At 70.9% G+C, this 19,551-nt stretch carries 20 protein-coding genes; 4 read left to right on the top strand and 16 right to left on the bottom strand.

Features of this window, described 5'->3' with window-relative positions:
- Nucleotides 1–39: 39 nt before the first annotated feature.
- Both ACFVH5_RS13370 and ACFVH5_RS13365 read right to left on the bottom strand, forming a co-directional pair.
- Nucleotides 40–1,683 (bottom strand): GMC oxidoreductase, encoded by a 1,644-nt coding sequence (locus ACFVH5_RS13370; RefSeq protein WP_385833701.1) that lies wholly within the window; start codon nucleotides 1,681–1,683, stop codon nucleotides 40–42.
- A gap of 136 nt (nucleotides 1,684–1,819) precedes the next feature.
- On the bottom strand, nucleotides 1,820–3,103 hold the full coding sequence (locus ACFVH5_RS13365; RefSeq protein WP_385833699.1) for a PucR family transcriptional regulator: 1,284 nt from the start codon (nucleotides 3,101–3,103) through the stop codon (nucleotides 1,820–1,822).
- Between the two features lie 160 nt (nucleotides 3,104–3,263).
- Between ACFVH5_RS13365 and ACFVH5_RS13360 the strand changes: the two genes are divergently transcribed.
- A complete protein-coding gene (locus ACFVH5_RS13360) occupies nucleotides 3,264–3,626 on the top strand; it encodes a hypothetical protein (protein ID WP_385833698.1) in 363 nt (120 codons plus the stop codon).
- 49 nt (nucleotides 3,627–3,675) lie between these two features.
- Here ACFVH5_RS13360 and ACFVH5_RS13355 read toward each other — a convergent pair whose 3' ends face one another.
- The 7 genes from ACFVH5_RS13355 to ACFVH5_RS13325 all read right to left on the bottom strand — a co-directional run bounded on the left by ACFVH5_RS13355 (nucleotide 3,676) and on the right by ACFVH5_RS13325 (nucleotide 10,410).
- Nucleotides 3,676–4,641: a YihY/virulence factor BrkB family protein gene (locus tag ACFVH5_RS13355; protein WP_385833697.1), complete on the bottom strand. Its 966-nt coding sequence runs from the start codon at nucleotides 4,639–4,641 to the stop codon at nucleotides 3,676–3,678.
- 414 nt (nucleotides 4,642–5,055) lie between these two features.
- Nucleotides 5,056–6,123 (bottom strand): threonine aldolase family protein, encoded by a 1,068-nt coding sequence (locus ACFVH5_RS13350; RefSeq protein ID WP_385833696.1) that lies wholly within the window; start codon nucleotides 6,121–6,123, stop codon nucleotides 5,056–5,058.
- Nucleotides 6,120–6,809 (bottom strand): TetR/AcrR family transcriptional regulator, encoded by a 690-nt coding sequence (locus ACFVH5_RS13345; RefSeq protein WP_385833694.1) that lies wholly within the window; start codon nucleotides 6,807–6,809, stop codon nucleotides 6,120–6,122. The genes ACFVH5_RS13350 and ACFVH5_RS13345 overlap by 4 nt, the downstream gene beginning before the upstream one ends.
- 270 nt (nucleotides 6,810–7,079) lie before the next feature.
- On the bottom strand, nucleotides 7,080–7,529 hold the full coding sequence (locus ACFVH5_RS13340; RefSeq protein ID WP_385833692.1) for a hypothetical protein: 450 nt from the start codon (nucleotides 7,527–7,529) through the stop codon (nucleotides 7,080–7,082).
- A gap of 33 nt (nucleotides 7,530–7,562) precedes the next feature.
- Nucleotides 7,563–8,018 carry an SHOCT domain-containing protein gene (locus tag ACFVH5_RS13335; protein ID WP_385833690.1) on the bottom strand — a complete coding sequence of 152 codons (456 nt, stop codon included), beginning with the start codon at nucleotides 8,016–8,018 and terminating at the stop codon, nucleotides 7,563–7,565.
- Between the two features lie 147 nt (nucleotides 8,019–8,165).
- The gene (locus tag ACFVH5_RS13330) at nucleotides 8,166–9,533 is read right to left on the bottom strand and encodes a hypothetical protein (protein ID WP_385833688.1); all 1,368 of its coding nucleotides are present in this window, start codon (nucleotides 9,531–9,533) and stop codon (nucleotides 8,166–8,168) included.
- 133 nt (nucleotides 9,534–9,666) lie between these two features.
- Nucleotides 9,667–10,410 carry an HdeD family acid-resistance protein gene (locus ACFVH5_RS13325; RefSeq protein WP_385833687.1) on the bottom strand — a complete coding sequence of 248 codons (744 nt, stop codon included), beginning with the start codon at nucleotides 10,408–10,410 and terminating at the stop codon, nucleotides 9,667–9,669.
- Between the two features lie 310 nt (nucleotides 10,411–10,720).
- Between ACFVH5_RS13325 and ACFVH5_RS13320 the strand changes: the two genes are divergently transcribed.
- Nucleotides 10,721–12,130 (top strand): DUF2252 domain-containing protein, encoded by a 1,410-nt coding sequence (locus ACFVH5_RS13320; protein ID WP_385833685.1) that lies wholly within the window; start codon nucleotides 10,721–10,723, stop codon nucleotides 12,128–12,130.
- A 51-nt stretch (nucleotides 12,131–12,181) separates the two neighbouring features.
- On the opposite strand, the gene ACFVH5_RS13315 is transcribed toward ACFVH5_RS13320, so the two are convergent.
- The 3 genes from ACFVH5_RS13315 to ACFVH5_RS13305 all read right to left on the bottom strand — a co-directional run bounded on the left by ACFVH5_RS13315 (nucleotide 12,182) and on the right by ACFVH5_RS13305 (nucleotide 16,099).
- Nucleotides 12,182–12,703 (bottom strand): hypothetical protein, encoded by a 522-nt coding sequence (locus ACFVH5_RS13315; protein WP_385833719.1) that lies wholly within the window; start codon nucleotides 12,701–12,703, stop codon nucleotides 12,182–12,184.
- A gap of 141 nt (nucleotides 12,704–12,844) precedes the next feature.
- Nucleotides 12,845–14,665: a glycoside hydrolase family 15 protein gene (locus ACFVH5_RS13310; protein WP_385833684.1), complete on the bottom strand. Its 1,821-nt coding sequence runs from the start codon at nucleotides 14,663–14,665 to the stop codon at nucleotides 12,845–12,847.
- A 456-nt stretch (nucleotides 14,666–15,121) separates the two neighbouring features.
- Nucleotides 15,122–16,099, bottom strand: coding sequence for an ABC transporter substrate-binding protein (locus ACFVH5_RS13305; protein ID WP_385833683.1), 978 nt, complete (start codon nucleotides 16,097–16,099; stop codon nucleotides 15,122–15,124).
- Between the two features lie 346 nt (nucleotides 16,100–16,445).
- On the opposite strand from ACFVH5_RS13305, the gene ACFVH5_RS13300 reads away from it, so the two are divergent.
- A complete protein-coding gene (locus ACFVH5_RS13300; RefSeq protein WP_107014989.1) occupies nucleotides 16,446–16,619 on the top strand; it encodes a CsbD family protein in 174 nt (57 codons plus the stop codon).
- Nucleotides 16,620–16,694: 75 nt separating this feature from the next.
- Nucleotides 16,695–17,150, top strand: a complete 456-nt coding sequence (locus tag ACFVH5_RS13295; RefSeq protein WP_385833681.1) for an ATP-binding protein — start codon at nucleotides 16,695–16,697, stop codon at nucleotides 17,148–17,150.
- 205 nt (nucleotides 17,151–17,355) lie between these two features.
- Here the strand turns inward: ACFVH5_RS13295 and ACFVH5_RS13290 are convergent, their stop codons facing one another.
- The 4 genes from ACFVH5_RS13290 to ACFVH5_RS13275 form a co-directional block, all read right to left on the bottom strand.
- Nucleotides 17,356–17,847, bottom strand: coding sequence for a hemerythrin domain-containing protein (locus ACFVH5_RS13290; protein ID WP_385833680.1), 492 nt, complete (start codon nucleotides 17,845–17,847; stop codon nucleotides 17,356–17,358).
- Between the two features lie 109 nt (nucleotides 17,848–17,956).
- Nucleotides 17,957–18,418 (bottom strand): hypothetical protein, encoded by a 462-nt coding sequence (locus ACFVH5_RS13285; protein ID WP_385833678.1) that lies wholly within the window; start codon nucleotides 18,416–18,418, stop codon nucleotides 17,957–17,959.
- A 136-nt stretch (nucleotides 18,419–18,554) separates the two neighbouring features.
- Nucleotides 18,555–18,905 (bottom strand): hypothetical protein, encoded by a 351-nt coding sequence (locus ACFVH5_RS13280; protein WP_385833676.1) that lies wholly within the window; start codon nucleotides 18,903–18,905, stop codon nucleotides 18,555–18,557.
- Between the two features lie 214 nt (nucleotides 18,906–19,119).
- On the bottom strand, nucleotides 19,120–19,380 hold the full coding sequence (locus tag ACFVH5_RS13275; protein ID WP_385833718.1) for a WhiB family transcriptional regulator: 261 nt from the start codon (nucleotides 19,378–19,380) through the stop codon (nucleotides 19,120–19,122).
- Nucleotides 19,381–19,551 lie beyond the last annotated feature (171 nt).

Here is a 19,551-nt window from a genome sequence, read left to right as displayed (position 1 = left end):
GGTGGTCCGGGCGGCCCCGGCCGCTCACCCCGGCCGTCGTTACAGGTCCGCGGCGATGATCGCTTCGATGTTGCGTTCGGCGAGCGCCGTGATGGTGACGAACGGGTTGACGCTGGTGTTGCCCGGGATGAGGGAGCCGTCGATGACGTACAGGCCCGGATACCCTTGCAGGCGGCCGTAGTTGTCGGTCGCCTTGTTGAGCACCGCTCCCCCGAGGGGGTGGTACGTGAGGTGGTCGCCCCAGATCTTGTAGGTGCCGAACAGGTCGGTCCGGTAGATCGTGCCCTCCTTGGCGTTGATCTTGTCGAAGATCGTCTTGGCCATGTCGATGGACGGCTGCTTCCAGGCCGTCTGCCAGTTGAGGTCGACGTTGCCCGTCCCCGCGTTGTACGAGAACTGGGCGCGGTTGGGGTTCTTGGTGATCGACAGATAGAACGAGGCGTAGGTCTCGATGCCCGTGGGCAGGGGGGCCACCTCGGCGAACGCGCCGCCCGCGGCCCAGTTGTCGATGCCGGAGCACGGGATGGACGACTGCACGGCGCCGGTGGGGTCCCACAGATGGTTGGCGCGGCCGCACATCACGTTGCCGTTGTCGCCCCAGCCCTTGCCCACCTCGCTGTTGAGGCCGGGCAGGGCGCCGGTGGCCTTCAGCCTGACCAGGAGCTTGCTGGTGCCGACGCTGCCGGCCGCGAAGAACACCCGGTCGGCGGTGACGGTCTTGGTGGCCGTGGTGCCGCCGGTGGTGTTGAGCTGGTCGATGACGACCGTGTAGCCGCCGCCGGAGGCCGGGGCGACCGAAGTGACCTTGTGGAGTGGTGAGACGGCGACCCGCCCGGTCGCCTTCGCCCTGGCGAGATAGGTCTTCTGCAGGGACTTCTTGCCGTAGTTGTTGCCATAGAGGATCTCGCCCGCGAGCGCGGACTTCGGTACGGTCCCGGCTGCCTCCTGCTCCATGTAGTCCCAGTCGTACACGTCGGGCACGAAGACGAACGGGAAGCCCGAACGCTCCGCGTGCTTACGGCCGACCCGCGCGTACTGGTAGCAGTCGGCGGTCTCGAACCAGGTGGGGTCGACCGTGGCGACCCCGAGGCCCGCGTTGGCGCGCGGGTAGTAGACGGAGTACATCTGGGCGGCGTCGACCGACGGCAGGACGGCGGCGAAGTTCTCCCGCTTCGGAGTGACCGCCATGCCTCCGTTGACCAGCGAGCCACCGCCGACACCGCGGCCCTGGTAGACGATGATGCCGCCCATCTCCTCGGCGTCCAGGATGCCGGTGTAGCGGGGGATGTCCTTGTCGATGGGGAAGCCGAGGAAGTTGCTGAGCGGCTGCTTCGTCCTGGTGCGCAGCCAGTAGGACCGGTAGTCGGGGCTGGTCGTGTTGGCGAAGATCTTGCCGTCGGAGCCGGGGGTGTCCCAGGCCATGCCCATCTCGATCATGTGGACGTCGACGCCCGCCTGGGCCAGGCGCAGGGCGGCCACCGAACCGCCGTATCCGGTGCCGATCACGAGGGCGGGCACATGCGCCCCCGGTTCGATCACCGCCGCCGCGGCCGAGGTGGCGGCGTGCGCCGGGGTCAGTTGCCCGGCGAGCGCGGCCGAACCAAGAAAAGAACCAGTTCCAGTGATGAATCTTCGCCGGGACACACCTCTCAGGCCCGTCCCACGTGGGGAATCGTCGTTCATGCGCGGCTCCTCACTCTCATAGAGTGAAACGGGTTCTACTGGCACCCCCGTGAGAAGTCACGCCATACCCTGAGGTAACTTTCAAACGATCACATAGTGGGCATCACGCCTCGCACGTCCCGTACTTGACGGGGCGTCACATATCGCGCAGCAGCCGCCTGGCGGTCAGCGCGAGGCTGAACTCGACCATGTCCGCCGGGCGGGCGAGCGACCGTCCGGTCAACTGCTCGCACCGCTTCAGCCGGTTGAGGACCGTGTTGCGATGGCAGTACAGCCGCGCACTTGCCCGCTGCGCCGAGCCGTCGCAGTCCAGCCACGCGGCCAGCGTGTCCAGCAGGATGTCGCGGTCGGACGGCTCCAGACGCAGCAGCGGTCCCAGAACCCGCTCGGCCAGCGCGCCGCCCAGCTCCGGGCAGGACATCACGAGGGCGGCGGGCAACTGCTCGGTCAGCCGTACGGTGCCACCGTCGTCCGCGCACATGCTCAGGGCCATGTCCGCCAGCCTGCGGGCGTCGCCCACCGCGGCGAGGCCCGCCACGACGGGTCCGACACCGACCCTCGTGCCGGCGGGCGCGGTCAGCCCCACCACCGGCTCGTCCTGATCGCCGTCACCGTCGCCGTCGCCGACCAGGACGATGCAGTGGTCGACCTCCACCCCCGTGTGCCAGTACACGCGGGCCCCGGCCGGGACGACGGCGCCGGGCACGGAGGTGCGGCCCGCCTGTCGGCCACCCGCGACGGCGATCACCGCGTACCGGCCCTGTTCCGGCAGGTCCAGGGCCTCGGCCGTCTCGGCCACGTCCGCGATCCGGCTCGTACCGTCGAGCAGGGCGGCGGTCAGCAGCCGCACCCGGTGCTCCTGGCGCCAGGCGTGCTGGCGCTCCACCTTGCGGTAGACGTCCGCCACGAGGGTGCAGTGCTCGTCGACGAAGTTCCATACGTCGGCCGCCACATGGACGAGCAGACGGACGTCCTCGGGGGCGGTCCGCGAGGTCTCCTCGACCAGCGCCTGCCAGATCAGCGATCCGCCGAGCCGGAACGCGTGCAGCAACGCGTCCAGCGGCAGCCCCTGTTCGGCACGGGAGGCACCGATCTTCCACGAGCAGCGCAGTGCGGCGTCGCGGGCGTTCCTCGGGTCGAGGAGCGAGCTGACACTGTGCCTCAGCGAGCGGTGCACCTCCTGCCAGGTGCCCGCGGGATCGCTCTCCAGGGTGCTGCGGTAGGCGGGTTCCCGTTCCCGCAGCGCCGCCACCAGCCGGTCGGTCAGCTCCGGGAGGTTGTTCAGGAGCACGCGGGCCGACCGGTGCAGCACACGAAGGGCGTCGGCGTCGATCAGCGAACGGACCCTCGGGCCACGTGACGGCGCGGCGGACGGCGGTCCGTGACCCAGCTCGGCTCGGGACCGTACGGCTTGCTGCATCGCATCTCCCGGGGCGTCGGCTCGGCTGCTCCGTAGAATGACATACCGTCCAGTCGGTCCCTAGGGTTGTGCGTCGTTCTTTTCCATCGGCCCGCGACACGCACCCTGCGTGCCCCGGGGTTTCAGGGGAATCCGGAAGCCGAACGGGAGGAGATGTGTCATGTATCTGGCACGTGGTGGCGGCGCGGACCCCGAGGGCCTGCTCTGGGCCCTGGGCGCCCTCGCCCTGTACGCGCTGATCAGCTACGCACTGGCGTACCGGGCGCGCGCCCGGCGCGGCTCCGGGCATCCGGCCCATGACGCCCTGCACGACCTCAAGGACCGCGAGGAGCCGCAGACGCCCCGGCAGCGTTTCGTGAGCCGCACGATCATGCTGTGCGGAGCGGCCGCGACCGGTCTGGTCGCCTTCACCACCTCGGGCACGGTGCGGGTGGTGGCGATCGCGGTCACCGCGGTCGTGGCGGTCTCCGTGTGGGCGTACTACGACCACCGGACCGAGAACCCGGCGGCTCAGCGACGCTGACGTGCGGTTGGCCGCCGTTGCCCCGCAAGGGCCCTTCACCGTCCGCGGGTCAGGGGCCGGGGCCCGGGTCCGGTTCCACGGCGTCGGTGATGCCGGCGCGGGCGGCTTCGAGCTGGGCGGCGAAGGCCACTCCGAGGAACAGCGCGACACCGGTGAGGTTGGCCCACAGAAGCAGGGCCACGAACGCGGTGAGGGGACCGTAGACGGCACCGAACGACCCGCTCTCGGCGACGTACAGCGCCAGCAGCCAGGTGGCCGCGACCCACAGCACCAGATGGACTGCCGAGCCGAAGGCCAGCCAGGTGTAGCCGGGCTGGTCCCGGCGCGGAGCCCAGCGGAAGATCACCGCGGAGGCCACCCACACCAGCACCACGCCCAGGGGCACTTCGAGCGGGCCCCACCAGTCGAGCACGTCCCGGGACCAGCCGAGGGCCTCCACCACCGACCGCCCCACCGCGTCACCGGCGACCAGGACGAGGAACCCCAGCACGAGGGGCATGCCCGCCGTGAGGGCGAGGAGCAGCGAGCGGCCGTACTTGACCAGGAACGGGCGATCGCGCTCGATGCCGTATATCCGGTTGGCGCCCCGCTCGACCTGGCCCATCGCCGAGGTCAGGTTGAGCACGGCGAAGGCCAGGCCCAGCCACATCGCGAGGGCGCCCCAGATGCCGGATCCCGCGCTGCGGGCGGTCTTGTCCAGGGCCTCCTCCACCAGGTCGGCGCTGGCGCCGGGCACGATCCGGCCGAGGGTCAGCTCGATGATCCGCCCGATGCTCTCGGTGTGGACGGTCGTGGCGACCCCCACCAGGGCGATGGTGAACGGCACCATGCCGACGACCACCTGGAAGGCGAGGGAGCGCGCGTTGGTGAAGCCGTCGGCGTAGCGGAAGCGGGAGAACGCGTCCACCAGGAGGCGCCGGCCTCCGTAGCGGCGCAGCGCGGCGAGTGCCTCGTCGCCGGAGAGTTCCTCCCCGATCATGTCCCGGGTCTGCGGGACGTGCACGGCGGTACCCATCGCGTATGTCTCCTCAAGTCGTCCGTCCGGCGACCCGAGCCGAACGGAAGATGATCGCACACACATCCGGCCGCGTCCGGAACGGGCCGGATCCCGGCCGGTTCCGCCATCATGGGGCCGACGCCGTCCGGGCGCGGAACCCACCCGGCTCCCGCGTTCCCGGTACGCCGCACAGCGCTCCGGCACACCCGGTACCCCCACCACAGCGGAGTCGCACACGCATGGGAACCACCGACGCATCGCCCCGCGCCCGCTCGGCGGCGGCCTCGTGAACGCGGCCCGCATTCCCGGGCTGGTGCTGCCCGTCGCCTTCTTCTGCGCCTTCGTCGCCGCCGGCTTCTGGTACTGGCGTCACCGCGGCGACTGAGGCCGACCGTCGCCTACCGCCGTCTCCGATGCGGTCCTGCCGCCGGGTCAGGCGGCGTGGCGGCGGATGTCCTTGAGGAGGTCGTCGATGCTCTGCGGGGTCGTCGCGAAGGAGGTGACGAAGCGGACGACGCCGGGCGCCCAGCGGTCGTGGTAGAAGGCGTAGCCGTCGGCCAGCAGCCCCGCGACGACCTGCTGGGGCAGTCGGCAGAAGAGGATGTTGGCCTCGGCGGCGCCGAGGAGGTCCACCTCAGGTATGGCCTTGACGCCGTCTTGGAGGCGGGCGGCCATGGCGTTGGCGTGGGTCGCGTTGCGCAGCCACAGGCCGTCCGTCAGGTACGCGTCGAGCTGGGCGGCGTGGAAGCGCATCTTGGAGGCGAGCTGGCCGGCCCGCTTGGCGCGGAAGCCGAGTTCGGCGGTGAGGGAGCGGTCGAAGACGACGATCGCCTCGGCGGTCATCGTGCCGTTCTTGGTGGCCCCGAACGACAGCAGGTCGACCCCGGCCCGCCAGGTCAGGTCGGCCGGGGTGGCGCCGAGGGCCGCGACGGCTCCGGCGAACCGGGCGCCGTCCATGTGGAAGCGCAGGCCCTGCTCCTTGGTGATCGAGCCGAGGGTGCGCAGTTCGTCGAGGGAGTAGACGGAGCCGGTCTCGGTGGACTGCGTGACGCTCACCACGGAGGGTTCCACGCTGTGCACGTCACCGGCCTTGTTGCGGACGGCCGCGCGGAGTTCGTCCGCGTCGATCTTCGCGTCGTCGCCGCCGAGGGGTACGAGCTTCGCGCCCGCGGTGTAGAACTCCGGCGCCCCGCACTCGTCGTTGTTGATGTGGCTGTCGCGGTGGCACAGGACGCTGCCCCAGGGCGGGGTGAGCGCGGCCAGGCTCAGCGCGTTCGCGGCGGAGCCGGTGGAGACGACGAGGATGTCGACGTCGCGTTCGAAGATCTCGGACAGCTTGCCGCGGACACCGGCCGTGATGCCGTCGGAGCCGTAGGGCGAGGCCGGGCCCGCGGCGGCCCGGACCACCGCGTCGACTATCTCCGGGGAGGCGCCGGCCGCGTTGTCGCTGCTGAAGGTACGGGCGGCGGTGGCGGGGGCGGCGGTCGTGCTGTTGCTCATGCCGTGGGTCCTGACTTTCCGGTGAGTGGGGTGCTGGGGTGGGGTGCCCGCGCCGGGTCGGCGGCGGTGACGAGCTGGCGCAGGGCCCCGTAATAGACCTCGTGGTCGGTCAGGACGGGCAGGATCGCCGCCACGTCGCCGGTCAGCGCCGGGTGGTCCGCCGGGTCGAGGGAGGCGAGGGCGGTGCGGGTGAGCGCCTGGGTGGCCTTGGGATCGCGGTGGTCCACGAAACTCGCGCTGCCGAGGGTGAGCAGGTAGATCCGCCGGTAGACGGTGATCGCCTCCCGGTGGGTCATCCCGGCCGCGAGGCTGTCGGCGAGCTGCGGCTCGACGAGCCGGGCCAGCAGGTGCGGGCCGAGCCAGGGGCGGGCGCCCCGCAGCGCGACCAGGCCGGGGTGCGCCGACAGCAGGCGGTACAGGGCGGTGAACCGCGTCTCGGTGGCCTCGGCCCAGTCGGTGCCCGGTTCGATCACGGGCAGCCGGGCGGCCAGATGGTCGGTGCACAGGTCCAGCAGTCCGGCCAGATCGGTGCAGCGGCGTTGGAGGGAGGCGAGGGAGATGCCCAGCCGGGCGGCCAGCGCGCGGAAGGTCAGCGCGTGGGGGCCGGACTCGTCGACCAGTCGCAGGGCGGCCTCGGCGATCCGGTCGGGGGTCGCGCGGTCCAGGGACGGGGAGTTCCGTGGCATGCGTGTCAGTGTACGGTACGCCGTATCGAAGGTGGGGCGGCCGTGGCCGGCGCCAGGTACGGTCCGGCGAACGCGCGGTACGCCGGGGCCGACGCCCGGTCCGCCGTGACGGACGCGCCGCACGGGACGTCGCACCGCACGAAGCGTCACCCCGCACGCACGTGACCCGGCCGCCTCCCCCCAGGGGCGACCGGGTCACGGCGCACGGGAGCGCTGCACCACACCGGCACGGGCCGGGCCGTGCGGTTCACCACCCGTGCCGGAAATCGTTCACAGATTCCGAGGAGGCGTGGTGAACGATTCGTCGAAGTCCTCTTCCCGGACCACGCTCAGGGCCCAGATGATGAAGCCCGAGAAGGCGATCATCACGATGGACCAGACCGGGTAGTACGGCATGGAGAGGAAGTTGCCGATGATGATGAGGCCGCCGATGACCATGCCGGCGACCCTCGCCCAGGTCGACGCCTGGAAGAGTCCGATGCTGACGATCACGGCGACGGCACCCAGGCCGAGATGGATCCAGCCCCATGAGGTCAGGTCGAACTCGAAGATGTAGTTGGGTGTGTTGATGAACAGGTCGTCCTCGGCGACCGCCATGATCCCCCGGAGTATGTCGAGCACACCCGCGATCATGAGCATGATGGCCGCGAAGACCGTCAGGCCTTCGGCCCAGTGCCGCTTGGCCGAGTGCTGCGTGTGGCCGGCGTGTGTCGCAGTCATACCGATGCCTCGTCTCAGTGTCGTGCGTTGCCGTCAGCGACCGGCCGCCGAATGCGTGGCGCCCGTCCGTCCCGAGGTGCCGGAGCCGCTCAGCACCAGTTCCTTCGCCCGGTGGAACTCTTCCTCCGTGATGTCGCCACGGGCCTTGATCTCCGACAGCCTGGCGAGCTCGTCGACGCTGCTCGGCCGGTCCGCGCTGCGGGCGGTCTCCCGGACGTACGAGTCGAAGGCCTGCTGCTGCGCACGCGCCTGCGCCACCTCGCGGTGCCCCATGTTCTTGCCCCGCGCGATCACGTAGACGAAGACACCGAGGAACGGCAGGAAGACCACGAACACCAACCAGCCGGCCTTGGCCCAGCCGCTCATGTCGTCGTCCCGGAAGATGTCGACGACGATCCGGAACAGCAGGACGAACCACATGATCCACAGGAAGAAGACCAGCATGGACCAGAAGACGCTCATGAGCGGATAGTCGTAGGCGAGGTACATGACTTTCCTCCGTCCTGGGCGTTTGCCCAGCCGTTTTCCACCATTTTCAGCGTGCCCGGGTCAAAGCGCCAACGGCCTCACCCGGAGCGGGTGAGAGGGTCGGCCACGTACGGATCGGGAGGGGCGGCGGGGCGTTCCGGCCACGGTTCACGGGGCGGCGTGACCGGAAGCCGTGCCGTCCCCGGGTGGGGCGGAGGCCGTGACGGCGACGAGCACCGAAACCGCGGCCAGGGCCACCAGGACCAGGACCAGGACGAGAGCCACGGAGCCGACCGTGGGGTGGTTCCAGAGGATGAGGGCCAGGGCACCCGCCCCGATGACGATGCCGGTGGCCCACGACCGGCGGGCGGCCAGCCGGCGCCCCACGGGACCGACGCGCACACCCGCCCCGCTGAGCCCCCGCCCCGCGGCACCCGCGCCGCGCCGGACCCCGCCGCGCAGGGCGACGGCCGCTCGCCCGGGGCCGTACAGGTACGCGGCCAGTGCCGTGATCAGCGCGACGACGATCAGCGTGCGCGTGCTGTCGCGCAGGAAACGCACGAAGGTGTCGAAGATCGCCGCGGCGGCGTCCGGGGGCAGCGTGGCGACCGGGACCGCGTCCAGGTACACCCGGCGCACGGCCAGCAGGGCGATGAGCAGCGCCACCATCATCAGGCCGATGCCGACCGCCGTGATCAGCAGCATCAGCCGGTGTCCGGGAGCGGTCCACACGGCCAGGGCCGCGAGGGCGATGGTGAGCACGGGCAGCCATGTGCCGACGATGTCCAGCACCCGCATCGCGTCCTGCGCCCTGGCCAGCTCGGCGGTCCGGAACAGGGTCACGGTCCGGTCGCTGTCGGGGATGAGGGCGGCCCGCTCGAAGCCCTGGTCGACGAGGCGTCGGCGCACCTGGTCCACCACGGATCCGATGTCCAGCTCGATGGCGTCCCCCGAGGCGCGCAGGGCGCCCTTGCGTTCCCCGGTGAGCATGCGCAGCACGGCGGCGTGCGCCCGCCGGTTCGCGCCCTCCCACACCTGCTGGAAGAGGTCGCTCGTGACCACGCGTTCGACGTTGCGGCGCACGACGGTCCGTACCGCCGAGGTCAGCGGGCCGGTGAGGGCCTCGGAGCCCGCCACCACGCGCGGTGGGGCGTCCGCGTCGGCGAGCACCTTCGTGAGCGAGGCCGTCACCGCCTCGACGTCCACCTGCTCCACCACACGGGCGGTCAGCCGGTTGATGACCACCTTCTGCACGGCGGGGTCCGAGGCCAGCGGGGCGACGGTCTCCACGTACCGGTCGGTGTCGGAGACCGTGTCGTGCACCCAGGCCGAGACGACCGCCAGGGGCGCGAGCAGGAGCGCCACCAGGAGAAGGATCGACGCGCCCAGCCGGCGTGTCCGCCGGTGGCGCAGGTTCGCGGACCGGCGCAGCCGCTCGTACTCGGAGCGTTCCCCGGCGCTCAGGACACGACCGGTGTCCTCCGCTCCGCCGGAGTGGGACGGTACGGCGTTGCCGTCCGGGACGTCGGGGGCCATGGCTCCTCCTCGGAGGTGTGCACCCCGGCAGCGACGCGCTGCCGACGGGTTACGGAGGCTGCGGCGGGCCGGGGAGGCCGCAGCCGGTTACGGGCGCTGCGGCGGACCGGCGCCGAAGGAGGGCAGGGAGGTGTCAGTCGCTCCCGGCGGGGCTCGCGGGGCCTGCGGGGCTCGCCGGGTCCGTGTAGGCCGTGGGGCCGGTGGGGTTCGCCGGTTCGGTCCGGTCGGCCGGGGCCCGCGTACGCGTGGCGCGCTCCTTGCCGAAGGTGGCCCGCCAGGCGAAGGCGATCACCACCTCCACCAGTCCGAGCAGGACGAGCCACAGGCCGAGCAGCCGGGTCAGCGCCCGGGCCGACTCGGTGGGCAGCGCCAGCACCACGATGCCGGCGAGGATGCCGATCACGGCGGCGCCGAAGAGGAAGCCCCGGTGGGGCAGTCCCTTGGCGACGATGGCCGTGTAGAGGGTGAGGATGCCGGACACCAGCCAGACGACTCCGACGATCAGCGAGAGCGCGGCGATCGTCTGCAGCGGGTTCCGCAGGCAGAGCACCCCGGCGAGGACGTACAGCACCGCCAGGAGCAGTCCGGGCAGCCGTTCGCCGAGGTCGTCGCGGGCGAAGGACGCCACGAACCGGAAGCCCCCGGTCACCAGCAGGTAGAGCCCGATCAGGACAGCGAGGACGTGCAGCGTCTCGTCCGGCCAGACCAGGACGAGGATGCCCGGCACGAGTGTGGCGACCGCGGAACCGAGGATCCACGTCCAGGAGTGCCCGAGCTTCGCCAGCACCTCAGCCGGATCGGCGGACGTCCCCGGGGCCGCCCCGTCGGAGCGGTGAGCCGGTCCGGAACGCGATGCCGGACCACGCGACTCGGTCATGGCCTCTCCTCCTCGGCTCCTCGGCTCCCTCTCGCGCGGTCGGACAGCGCCGCGGACGGACCGCCGCCCGGGCGGTGCGCAGTGGAGCGACCGTCAGCGTCGCGCCCTCCCGGCGGGGCGGGCTCACCCCCGGCGGGTGATCCCGCCCCATCGGGGAGACGATGAGGTGGAGGGCGCAGACGTACGCCGGTGTGCGGCGGAACGGACGGCACGGGTGCCCGGTACGGGCGCTCGGGGGAGGCGCTCGGTACAGGTGCGTGTGGCACGGGTGCTCCCGGGCACCGTCCGGACGGTTCAGGAGGTTCGCGCCATGGCCATACCGATCGCCTTCACGGCCTCCCTGCCCCCCGCCGAGAGGGCGGCGTACGGCAGGGACGCGCGCAAGCGGGCCTCCCGTTCGTGTCACGGCTGGTTCGAGGCCGAGCAGGAACGGCCCGACCCCGTCGAGGTGATAGAGCGCCAGTCGCGCTCACGGCTGACCGAGCTGGTGCCGATCCGCTACGGACGCATGCTGGAGTCCCCGTTCCGCTTCTACCGGGGCGCCGCGTCGATCATGGCCGCGGACCTCGGGCCCGTACCGAACTCCGGCCTGACCGTGCAGCTCTGCGGAGACGCCCATCTGCTCAACTTCCGGCTGCTGGCCTCGCCGGAGCGGCATCTGGTCTTCGACATCAACGACTTCGACGAGACGCTGGCCGGCCCCTTCGAATGGGACGTCAAGCGGCTGGCGGCCAGCTTCGCGATCGCCGCCCGGGCCAACGGTTTCTCCGTCACGAAGCAGAACCTCGTCGTACGGGCCTGTGTACGGGCCTACCGGGACCGGATGCGCCAGTTCGCCGGCATGACCACGCTCGACATCTGGTACGCGCAGGACGACGTCGACCGGATGCGGAAGCTGCTGGCCTCCTCGATGGACAAGCGGGCCAGGCACCGTACCGCCGACGCGTCGGCGCGGGCCAGGACACGCACCCACCTCCAGGCCTTCGAGAAGCTCACCCGGGTCACGGCCGAGGGCAGGCGGATCACCCCGGACCCGCCGCTGATCACTCCGCTGCGGGATCTGCTCACGGACACCTCCGAGGCCGACGAGGAGAAGGAGCTGCGGACCGTCGTGGAGGGGTACGCGCGGACCCTGTCCTCCGAACGCAGGCACCTGCTGCGCCACTACCGGCTCGTGGACATGGCCCGGAAGGTGGTGGGCGTCGGCAGCGTCGGCACCCGCTGCTGGATCCTGCTGATGCTCGGCAGGGACGACGGTGACCCCCTGCTGCTGCAGGCCAAGGAGGCACAGGAGTCGGTGCTCGCCGCGCACACGAACGGCAACCACTACGACAACCAGGGCCGCCGGGTGGTGGCGGGGCAGCGCCTGATCCAGACGACCAGCGACATCTTCCTGGGCTGGACGAGCGTCGTGGGACTCGACGGCAGAAGCCGGGACTTCTACGTACGGCAGCTGCGGGACTGGAAGGGCATCGCCCGGCCGGAGACCATGGACCCCGGGCTGCTGCGCCTGTTCGGCCAGCTGTGCGGTGCCTGTCTGGCGCGGGCGCACGCCCGTTCCGGCGATCCCGTGGCCATCGGCGCCTATCTGGGCGGGACCGATCGCTTCGACCGCGCGCTCACCGGGTTCGCGCAGGCGTACGCCGACCAGAACGAGCGGGACTTCGAGGCGCTGGGCGCCGCCGTCCGCTCCGGCCGGGTCCGCGCCGAGAGTCTCTGAGGGCGCGTGTGCGGGGCCGTCGTACGGCGCCGGGACGCCCATGGTGTGTGGTCAATGGGTCAGGAAGAGCTTGAACGAGATGATCAGCAGGCCGAGCACCAGGTTGACCCCGGCGGTGACGGCCATCAGAGAGCGGGAGGCGCCGCCCCGCCGTGCCGCGGTGGTGGACCAGCCCACCTGACCGGCCACGGCGACGGCGAGCGCGAACCACACGGTGGCTTCGATGCCCAGCCCCAGCAGCGGACTGACGGCCACGGCGGCGGCCGGCGGGACGGCCGCCTTGACGATCGGCCACTCGTCACGGCACACCCCCAGAACGGCCTGGAGGTCCAGCCTCCGCTGTGTCAGCCGCGCGCCGAACACCTGGGCGTGCACGTGCGCGATCCAGAACGCCACTCCCGTGAGCAGCAACAACAGCACCAGCTCAAGGCGCGGGAACGATCCGAGTGCGCCGGCTCCGATGATCACGGAGGCGGCGAGCATGGAGCCGTAGACGCCCCCGGTGCAGTCGGCCCGGGCCCGGCGCTCCGCGTTGCGCACCGCCCGGGGCGTGGCGTGTCCGGTACCGGACATCTCGCTCTCCTTTCGGGCGACGACCACGTCCGCCCGGATGCCCGTACCGGCCGTCCTGTCCCATGGCACGAGACGGTCCCGGACGACGCCTCACCCTCCAAGGGCGACCCCGGCAGCCAGGCACCCGAACGCCACCCCCGCTCAGCCCAGGGCGTCCATCTCCTTGTCGAGCGAGAGGGCGGCCGTGATGAGTGCCAGGTGTGTGAACGCCTGCGGGAAGTTGCCGAGTTGCTCCCCGGTCGAGCCGATCTCCTCGGCGAACAGGCCGACAGGGTTGGCGTAGGTGAGCATCTTGTCGAAGGCGTACCTGGCCGGGCCGAGCTGTCCCGCCTGCGCCAGCGCGTCGACGTACAGGAAGCTGCACAGGGAGAACGTGCCCTCGCTGCCGCGCAGTCCGTCCGGGGAGGCCTGCGGGTCGTAGCGCTGGACGAGGCTGTCGGAGACGAGTTCCCGTTCCATCGCGTCGAGGGTCGACAGCCAGCGCGGATCCTTCGGTGCGATGAAGCCCACGGAGGGCATGAGCAGCAGCGACGCGTCGAGGGTGGTGTCCTCGTAGTTCTGGACGAACGACTGGCGGCGAGGGCTCCAGCCGCGTTCCATCACCTGGCGCAGGATGCCGTCGCGTGCCGTGGTCCACTCCGGGATGTCGGCGGGCCGGGCGAAGTCACGTGCCATCCGGATGCCCCGGTCGAAGGCGACCCAGCACATGAGACGGCTGTAGGTGAAGTCCTTCTGCCCGCCGCGTGTCTCCCAGATCCCCTCGTCGGGCCGGTCCCAGGCCTTGACGAGCCAGTCCAGCACCCCGGACAGTGCCTGCCACCCGTCGTACGGGGGTGCGTTGCCGGTGCCCTGCACGGTGTGCGAGAGGGCGAGGACGGCCTCTCCGTAGATGTCGAGCTGGAGCTGTCCCGCGGCGCCGTTGCCCGCGTACACCGGCGCCGATCCCCGGTAGCCCTCGAAGTGGTCGAGGGCCACCTCCGCCAGTTCGGGGTCGCCGTCGACGCGGTACATGATCTGCAGGGGTTCGCCGCTGACCGTGCGGCCCGACTTCACCCGGTCGCCGAGCCAGCCGCGGAACGCGAGGGCCTCCTCGACATGGCCGAGGCCCAGCAGGGCGCCGACCGACATCGATCCGTCCCGCACCCAGGTGTAGCGGTAGTCCCAGTTGCGTCCGCCGCCGATCTGTTCGGGCAGTCCCATGGTGGGTGCCGCGACGGGCGCCCCGGTCGGCGCGTAGGTGAGCAGCTTCAGGGTGATGGCCGCCCTGTTCACCATGTCCTGCCAGCGTCCGCGGTAGCGGCTGCGGCGCACCCACGCGTGCCAGAAGTCCCGGGTGCCCTCGAACAGCGCCATGACGTCCGGGGCCGTGACGGGTGGTACGGGGGTGTCGTCGGCATCGCCCACCGTCAGGACGAGTGCGGCGAAGTCACCCTCCTCCATGGCCAGTTCGCCGCGGATGTCGTCGCCGTCCCCGCTCCACCGCACCGGGCCGACGGCCTGTACGACGGCCTGGGCGCCGGGGGCGTCGAAGCGCACGGTGTCCTCGCCGAGGCCGACGCGGTGCCCGGCACGGCCGTAGTCGAAGCGGGGCCGGCACTCCAGCGAGAACCGGACCCGGCCGCGGGTCACCCGCAGGATCCTGACGAGCCGGTGCCGGCCCACGGCACGCTCGGGCCGCTCCACCGGCATGAAGTCGACCACTTCGCCCACGCCCGACTCCGTCAGGAAACGGGTCACCAGGATCGCGGTGTCCTGGAGGTAGATCTGCACCGGTGGCTGCGCGGTGTCGGCGGACACGGTGAAGTGACCACCGCGGTCGTGGTCGAGGAGCGAGGCGAACACGCTGGGCGAGTCGAACCGGGGCGCGCACAGCCAGTCGACCGTGCCGTCGGAGGAGACCAGTGCGGCGGTCTGCAGATCACCGACCAGTCCGTGGTCGGCGATGGGGGGATAGCGTCGCATGGTCGGAGCTCCCTTCGGCAGGAGCGCCCCCGGACGTCCCATGCCCCGGCACCTTGTCACGCCCCCGCGCCTGCCAACATCGCCCCGCAACACCACCCGAGCCTCCCCCACGACGGGTGAGCTCACCGATCACGGGGACGCGGGGCCTGTGCAACGCCTGTGCAACGGGGGGCAGGGTCTTTCGGGGCGCGGGGCGCGGCGAACTACGCACCGGGGCCCGAGGCACCTCAGGGGCGCGGGGAACTGCGCACCGGGGGTAGGTCCCGGGCCCCATTCAGGGGCGCGGGGAACTGCGCAAAGGGGGCGAGGGGGCGCAGCCCCCATGCGGTGACGCGCGCACCGGGGGTCCGGGGGCGGAGCCCCCGAGGCAGTGACGGGAAGCCCCCGGAGCCGCGGAAACACACCCCGGGGGCGCGGGGGCGGAGCCCCCGAGACAACCGCGGGAGGCCCGGTCGCTCAAGAGAACAGAGCCTCCAGATCCGGCTTCTTGTCACCGAACAGCCCATCCTCCTCACCCAGCGCCGCCAACTTCTCCAAGGAGGGCATGTCGACATCCTCCGGCCACGCGGGCAACGTGAGCTTCGCCAGAACATCCCCATCGATCTTGGTGTAGGTCGTGAGAACCTGACGGGCCTCATCGGGATGCCCCGTGGCGTACTTCAGCGACTCGGCCATCGCCTCACTGAACCTCTTCACCAGCCCCGGATCCCGCTTCACCACCTCGGCCGACGTGAAGTACGTGGCCACGGTCAGCTTCGGATCCGTCTCCGCGAACGGCGACGCCACCACCCGCGCCCCCTGCCCCTTGGCGATGGTCATCGCGGGCTCACCCATCCACGCGGCGTCCACCCGCCCGCCGTCCAGCGCGGCCGGCATCTGATCGAACGGAATCTCCACGAACTCGACCTCGGACGGGTCGCCGCCGGCCACGCGGACCGATTCACGGACCGTGGTGTCCCCGATGTTCTGCAGGGTGTTCACCGCGACCGTGTGCCCGGCGAGGTCCGCGGCCGACTTGATGGGGCTGTCCTTGCTGACACCCACCCCGGTGACGTCGGCCCCGACCTTGCCGTTGGACGCCGCGCCGTTCACCACGGATCTGACCGGAACTCCCTTGACCTGGGCGACCATCAGCGACGTGGTGTTGCTGAACCCGAACTGGAACTGGCCGCTCACCACTCCGGGGATGATGGCCGCGCCGCCCTGGGCGCTCACCATGTCCAGTTCGATGCCGCGGCTGCCGAAGAACCCCTTCTTCTGGCCCAGATAGAGCGGGGCCACGTCGACGATCGGAATGATGCCGACCTTGACCCGTGTGGTCTTGTTCCCGCCGGAGGACGAGGAACCGCCCGCCCCCGAGTCGGAAGAGCCGCACCCGGCCGCGGCGACGATCGTGGTCAGCACGGCGACCAGCCCGAGAACGCGCCTTCGCATGGGCTCCTCCTGCAGCTCGGTGCTACGGCTCGGCCTATGTTGTGCATTTTCGTGACGGCAGGAATCTACAGGCCTAGTTTCGCGCTGTCAGCACTCAGGACAAGGGCGGCCTCGTGGACCGGAGTACGCCGAGGGGACGGCAGGCGCCGAAGATCTTTTACGCGCCCCCTTCGATTTCACGCGATCACCGCATCTTGATTTCACTGTCCACTTCTTTCGACGCGTGTGATCCGGCCGTTCGGAGGTACGCCTTCGAATTCTCGAACGGCCGCGTTTGGAACAGCTCTCTCCGGTCAGCCGTAACAGTAGATCGCACGACGAAGCACAAGTGAGGACGTGAACCGCAGTGGCCGAGAACGAGAAGGCGAAGGCGAAGACCGAGCAGGCCAAGGGCAAGGTCAAGGAGACCCTGGGCAAGACTGTCGGCAACGAGCGTCTGACCGCCGAGGGCAAGGCGGAGCAGTCCAAGGGAGACGCTCGCCAGGCCAAGGAAAAGACCAAGGACGCATTCCGGCATTGAGAGTCACCTAATGCGGAGGGCCCGTCGCATGCTCTTGCGGCGGGCCTGCTTCTTTTTCAGGCGAAGGAGCGAGAAATGCTCAGGGAGCACCGGACGTCCGTCGCCGGCGCGGCAGCCGTCCCGTCCCGGCCCACCCCCTCCGGACCCCGCAGTCCGGCCGAGGTGCGCGAAGCGGTGAGGTACGCGCTCGCGGAGGCCCGTCGGTCCCGGCGGCGCGAGGCCCTCGACGGTGACGAGGTCATCGGCGACGCCCTGCTCGTCGCCTCGGAGCTGACGACCAACGCGATGCTGCACGGCGGCGGTGTCACCGGGTTCGAGGTGACGCTGGACGACCAGGAGGTACGGCTGTCGGTGAGCGACCGCAGCGAGGAGTTCCCCGAGCCGGCACAGCACGGCGACGAGCGGGGCTTCATGCGGCCCGGCGGCCATGGCTGGCCGATCGTCTGCCGTCTCGCCCGCGACGTCACCATCTCGGCACTCCGGACCGGCGGTAAGCGCATCACTGCCGTGGTCCCGCTCAGGCGCCGGTAGAGCCCGGCCTGGCCTGTCCGGCACCCACGTCGGACCGGCCGCACCCACAGGTACAGCCGGTCCTCGGATACAGGCGGAAAGCCGCCCGCAGGGCTGCTCAGCCCCTAACGCTTCGGACGCCGACTGCCGACGGATGCCGCCGGATGTCTACCGCCGACAGCCGACGGACTCCTGACGACGGACAACTGACAACCGTCCGCAGGAGTCACTTCTTCAGGATGCCGCGTACGCTGTCGACGGACCCGCAGCCGGACGACAACCGGTGCGCCCGCTCCTTGAGGAAGTCCGCGCCCAGCTCTTCGCGGCGCTCCACGGCGACGTTCTCCCGCGCCCCGTTCAGGATGGTCCGCTCCTCCTCGTCGGTGTGGTGCGCGATGGCTTCCACCAGCTCTTCGAGTTTCTCGTCCCAGTCGTCGGAGCCGATCTCGTCGACCTCCAGGAGGGCGAGCAGCGCCTTGTGGCCCTCCTCGTGCTCCTCCTCGCCGTGCTCCACTTCCTCGTCGTCGATGTCCTTGTACCGCTTGAGGGCGGGGTAGACCTTGGTCTCCTCCGCGAGCGCGTGGGCGATCAGGAGGTCGGCGAACTCCTTCAGCGCGGACGCCCGGTCCGCCTCGACACTGCGCAGTTGCCGGAAGAGGTCCTCCATCCTCCGATGGTCCGCGAGTATGAGTTCGACGACGTCTTGTGTCTCAGGCATGGGTGCGGTGGGCCTTCCTCGCTGGAAATACAGTCCAGCGACACGTGTGCCCCAGCGTTCGAGGAAGAAAAGCGCCGGAGGAAACGCACTCTGCCCGGCGCACCCGGCGTCAGGCGGTGAGCGCCTGGCGGGGCACCTCCACCGACGCCGCCGCCGTAGCCGCCGGAGCCGTCACCGGGGCACGCAGCACGGAACGGACCGCGGATCGGGTCGCGGGACGGGCAGCGGGACGCACCGGGTACGTCGTCTTAGAGGGGTCGACCACCGGGTCGCCCAGCACGAGCCGGCCCGCCGCGTGCAGCGCGTCGCACTCCTCCGTCGGCAGGGCCACGTAACAGCCTCCGAACCCGGAGCCCGCCGTGGCCGCCTGCCAGTATCCGTACCGGCGACGGCCGTTGGCGTGCACGGTCAGGCAGACGGGGACACGCTGCACCGTGATCAGCCGCAGCACCTCGGAACCGCCGGCGCCGAGCGGCGCGGGTGCGGGCGTGCGCGGGACGGGCCGCAGCAGGGTCAGCGGCGCTCCGTCCGAGGCTCGCGGCACGGCACGGAGGCGGGGGGTGGGCGTCATGTGCGGGCGGCCTTTCGACGGACTGGTTCGATCGCGTATCGCCTGGAGCGATGACGTTCTCGCTGCTCGGCATTCTTCCTCAGGGCACTGACATCGCGGGTCGGAGACGCTCGGGGCCACTCCCCCGGGCCGTTCCTCACCGGCGGACGGGCGGCGGGGGCGCATGGTGTGCGCGGCCTTCCAACTCGCCCTGGACGAAGGGATCGTCGGCGCTGTCGTACGCCCCGGCGTGATCGAAGAGCGCTTCGGTGATGCGCTCCCACTCGTCGGCCTCCGCCTGCGCGGTCAATGCGTCCCTGTCGGTGCGCGAACCGTCCTCGGCCGCCTTGCGGGCGGCCTCCCACGCGGTCTTCGCTTCGTGGTGCCGCATTCCCTGTGCGGATCGCCGTACCCGCTCCCAGGCGGCGCGCTCGTCCTGGGACGGCTCCACCACCTCGTCGCTCGTGTCGTCGACGAGACCGGATACTCGGTCCTGCTGCGGGCCCACTGCTTCACCTCGCTGGGTACGGCGCGGAAAACTGCCTTCCGCATTCCCATCTGCCCCCGTCACGGGAGGCAACACCTGTCAGTAATGACGATTGGTTACCTCCATGGGTTCCCGCGGTCGGTCCCGGGTCGATGAGACCCCCGTGCACCACGCGCCACGGACATCACCCTGTACCCGACGCACACCACGGGCGTCACCCTGTGCGTCACCCTCGCTACGCGCTGTTGTCCCGCGAGGTTCGGCTTCGGATGCGGCGCCGTAGCGTGCGTCGTTCGGCCTCGCTCTTGCCGCCCCAGACACCGATGCTCTGGCCCGTGTCGAGTGCCCAGTCCAGACACTCCTGGCGCACGGGGCAGCGTCGGCAGACGGACTTCGCGTCCTCGATCTGCACAAGCGCGGGGCCTGTGCTGCCGATGGGAAAGAAGAGGTCGGGATCGACGGTGCGGCATTCCGCGGACTCGCGCCAGCCCTCCATGGGGCCTCCTTCGGTCGCAGTGATGTTGTTCACGGGGTGGGTCCCCCTTCGGGTCACCACTGACCGCCCCGGTGAAACAAGGAGTCTTGTGGGACAGTGCTGCCCCGACCCCCGAACGACGCCGGCGCTCAGGTGCCGGACCTCGGGAAAGGCCTGGCCCGGCGCGACGCG

The sequence above is a fragment of the Streptomyces sp. NPDC127119 genome, assembly GCF_042677425.1.
In the GTDB taxonomy this organism is placed as follows: domain Bacteria; phylum Actinomycetota; class Actinomycetes; order Streptomycetales; family Streptomycetaceae; genus Streptomyces.
This window is presented reverse-complemented; position numbering and strand designations above follow the sequence as displayed.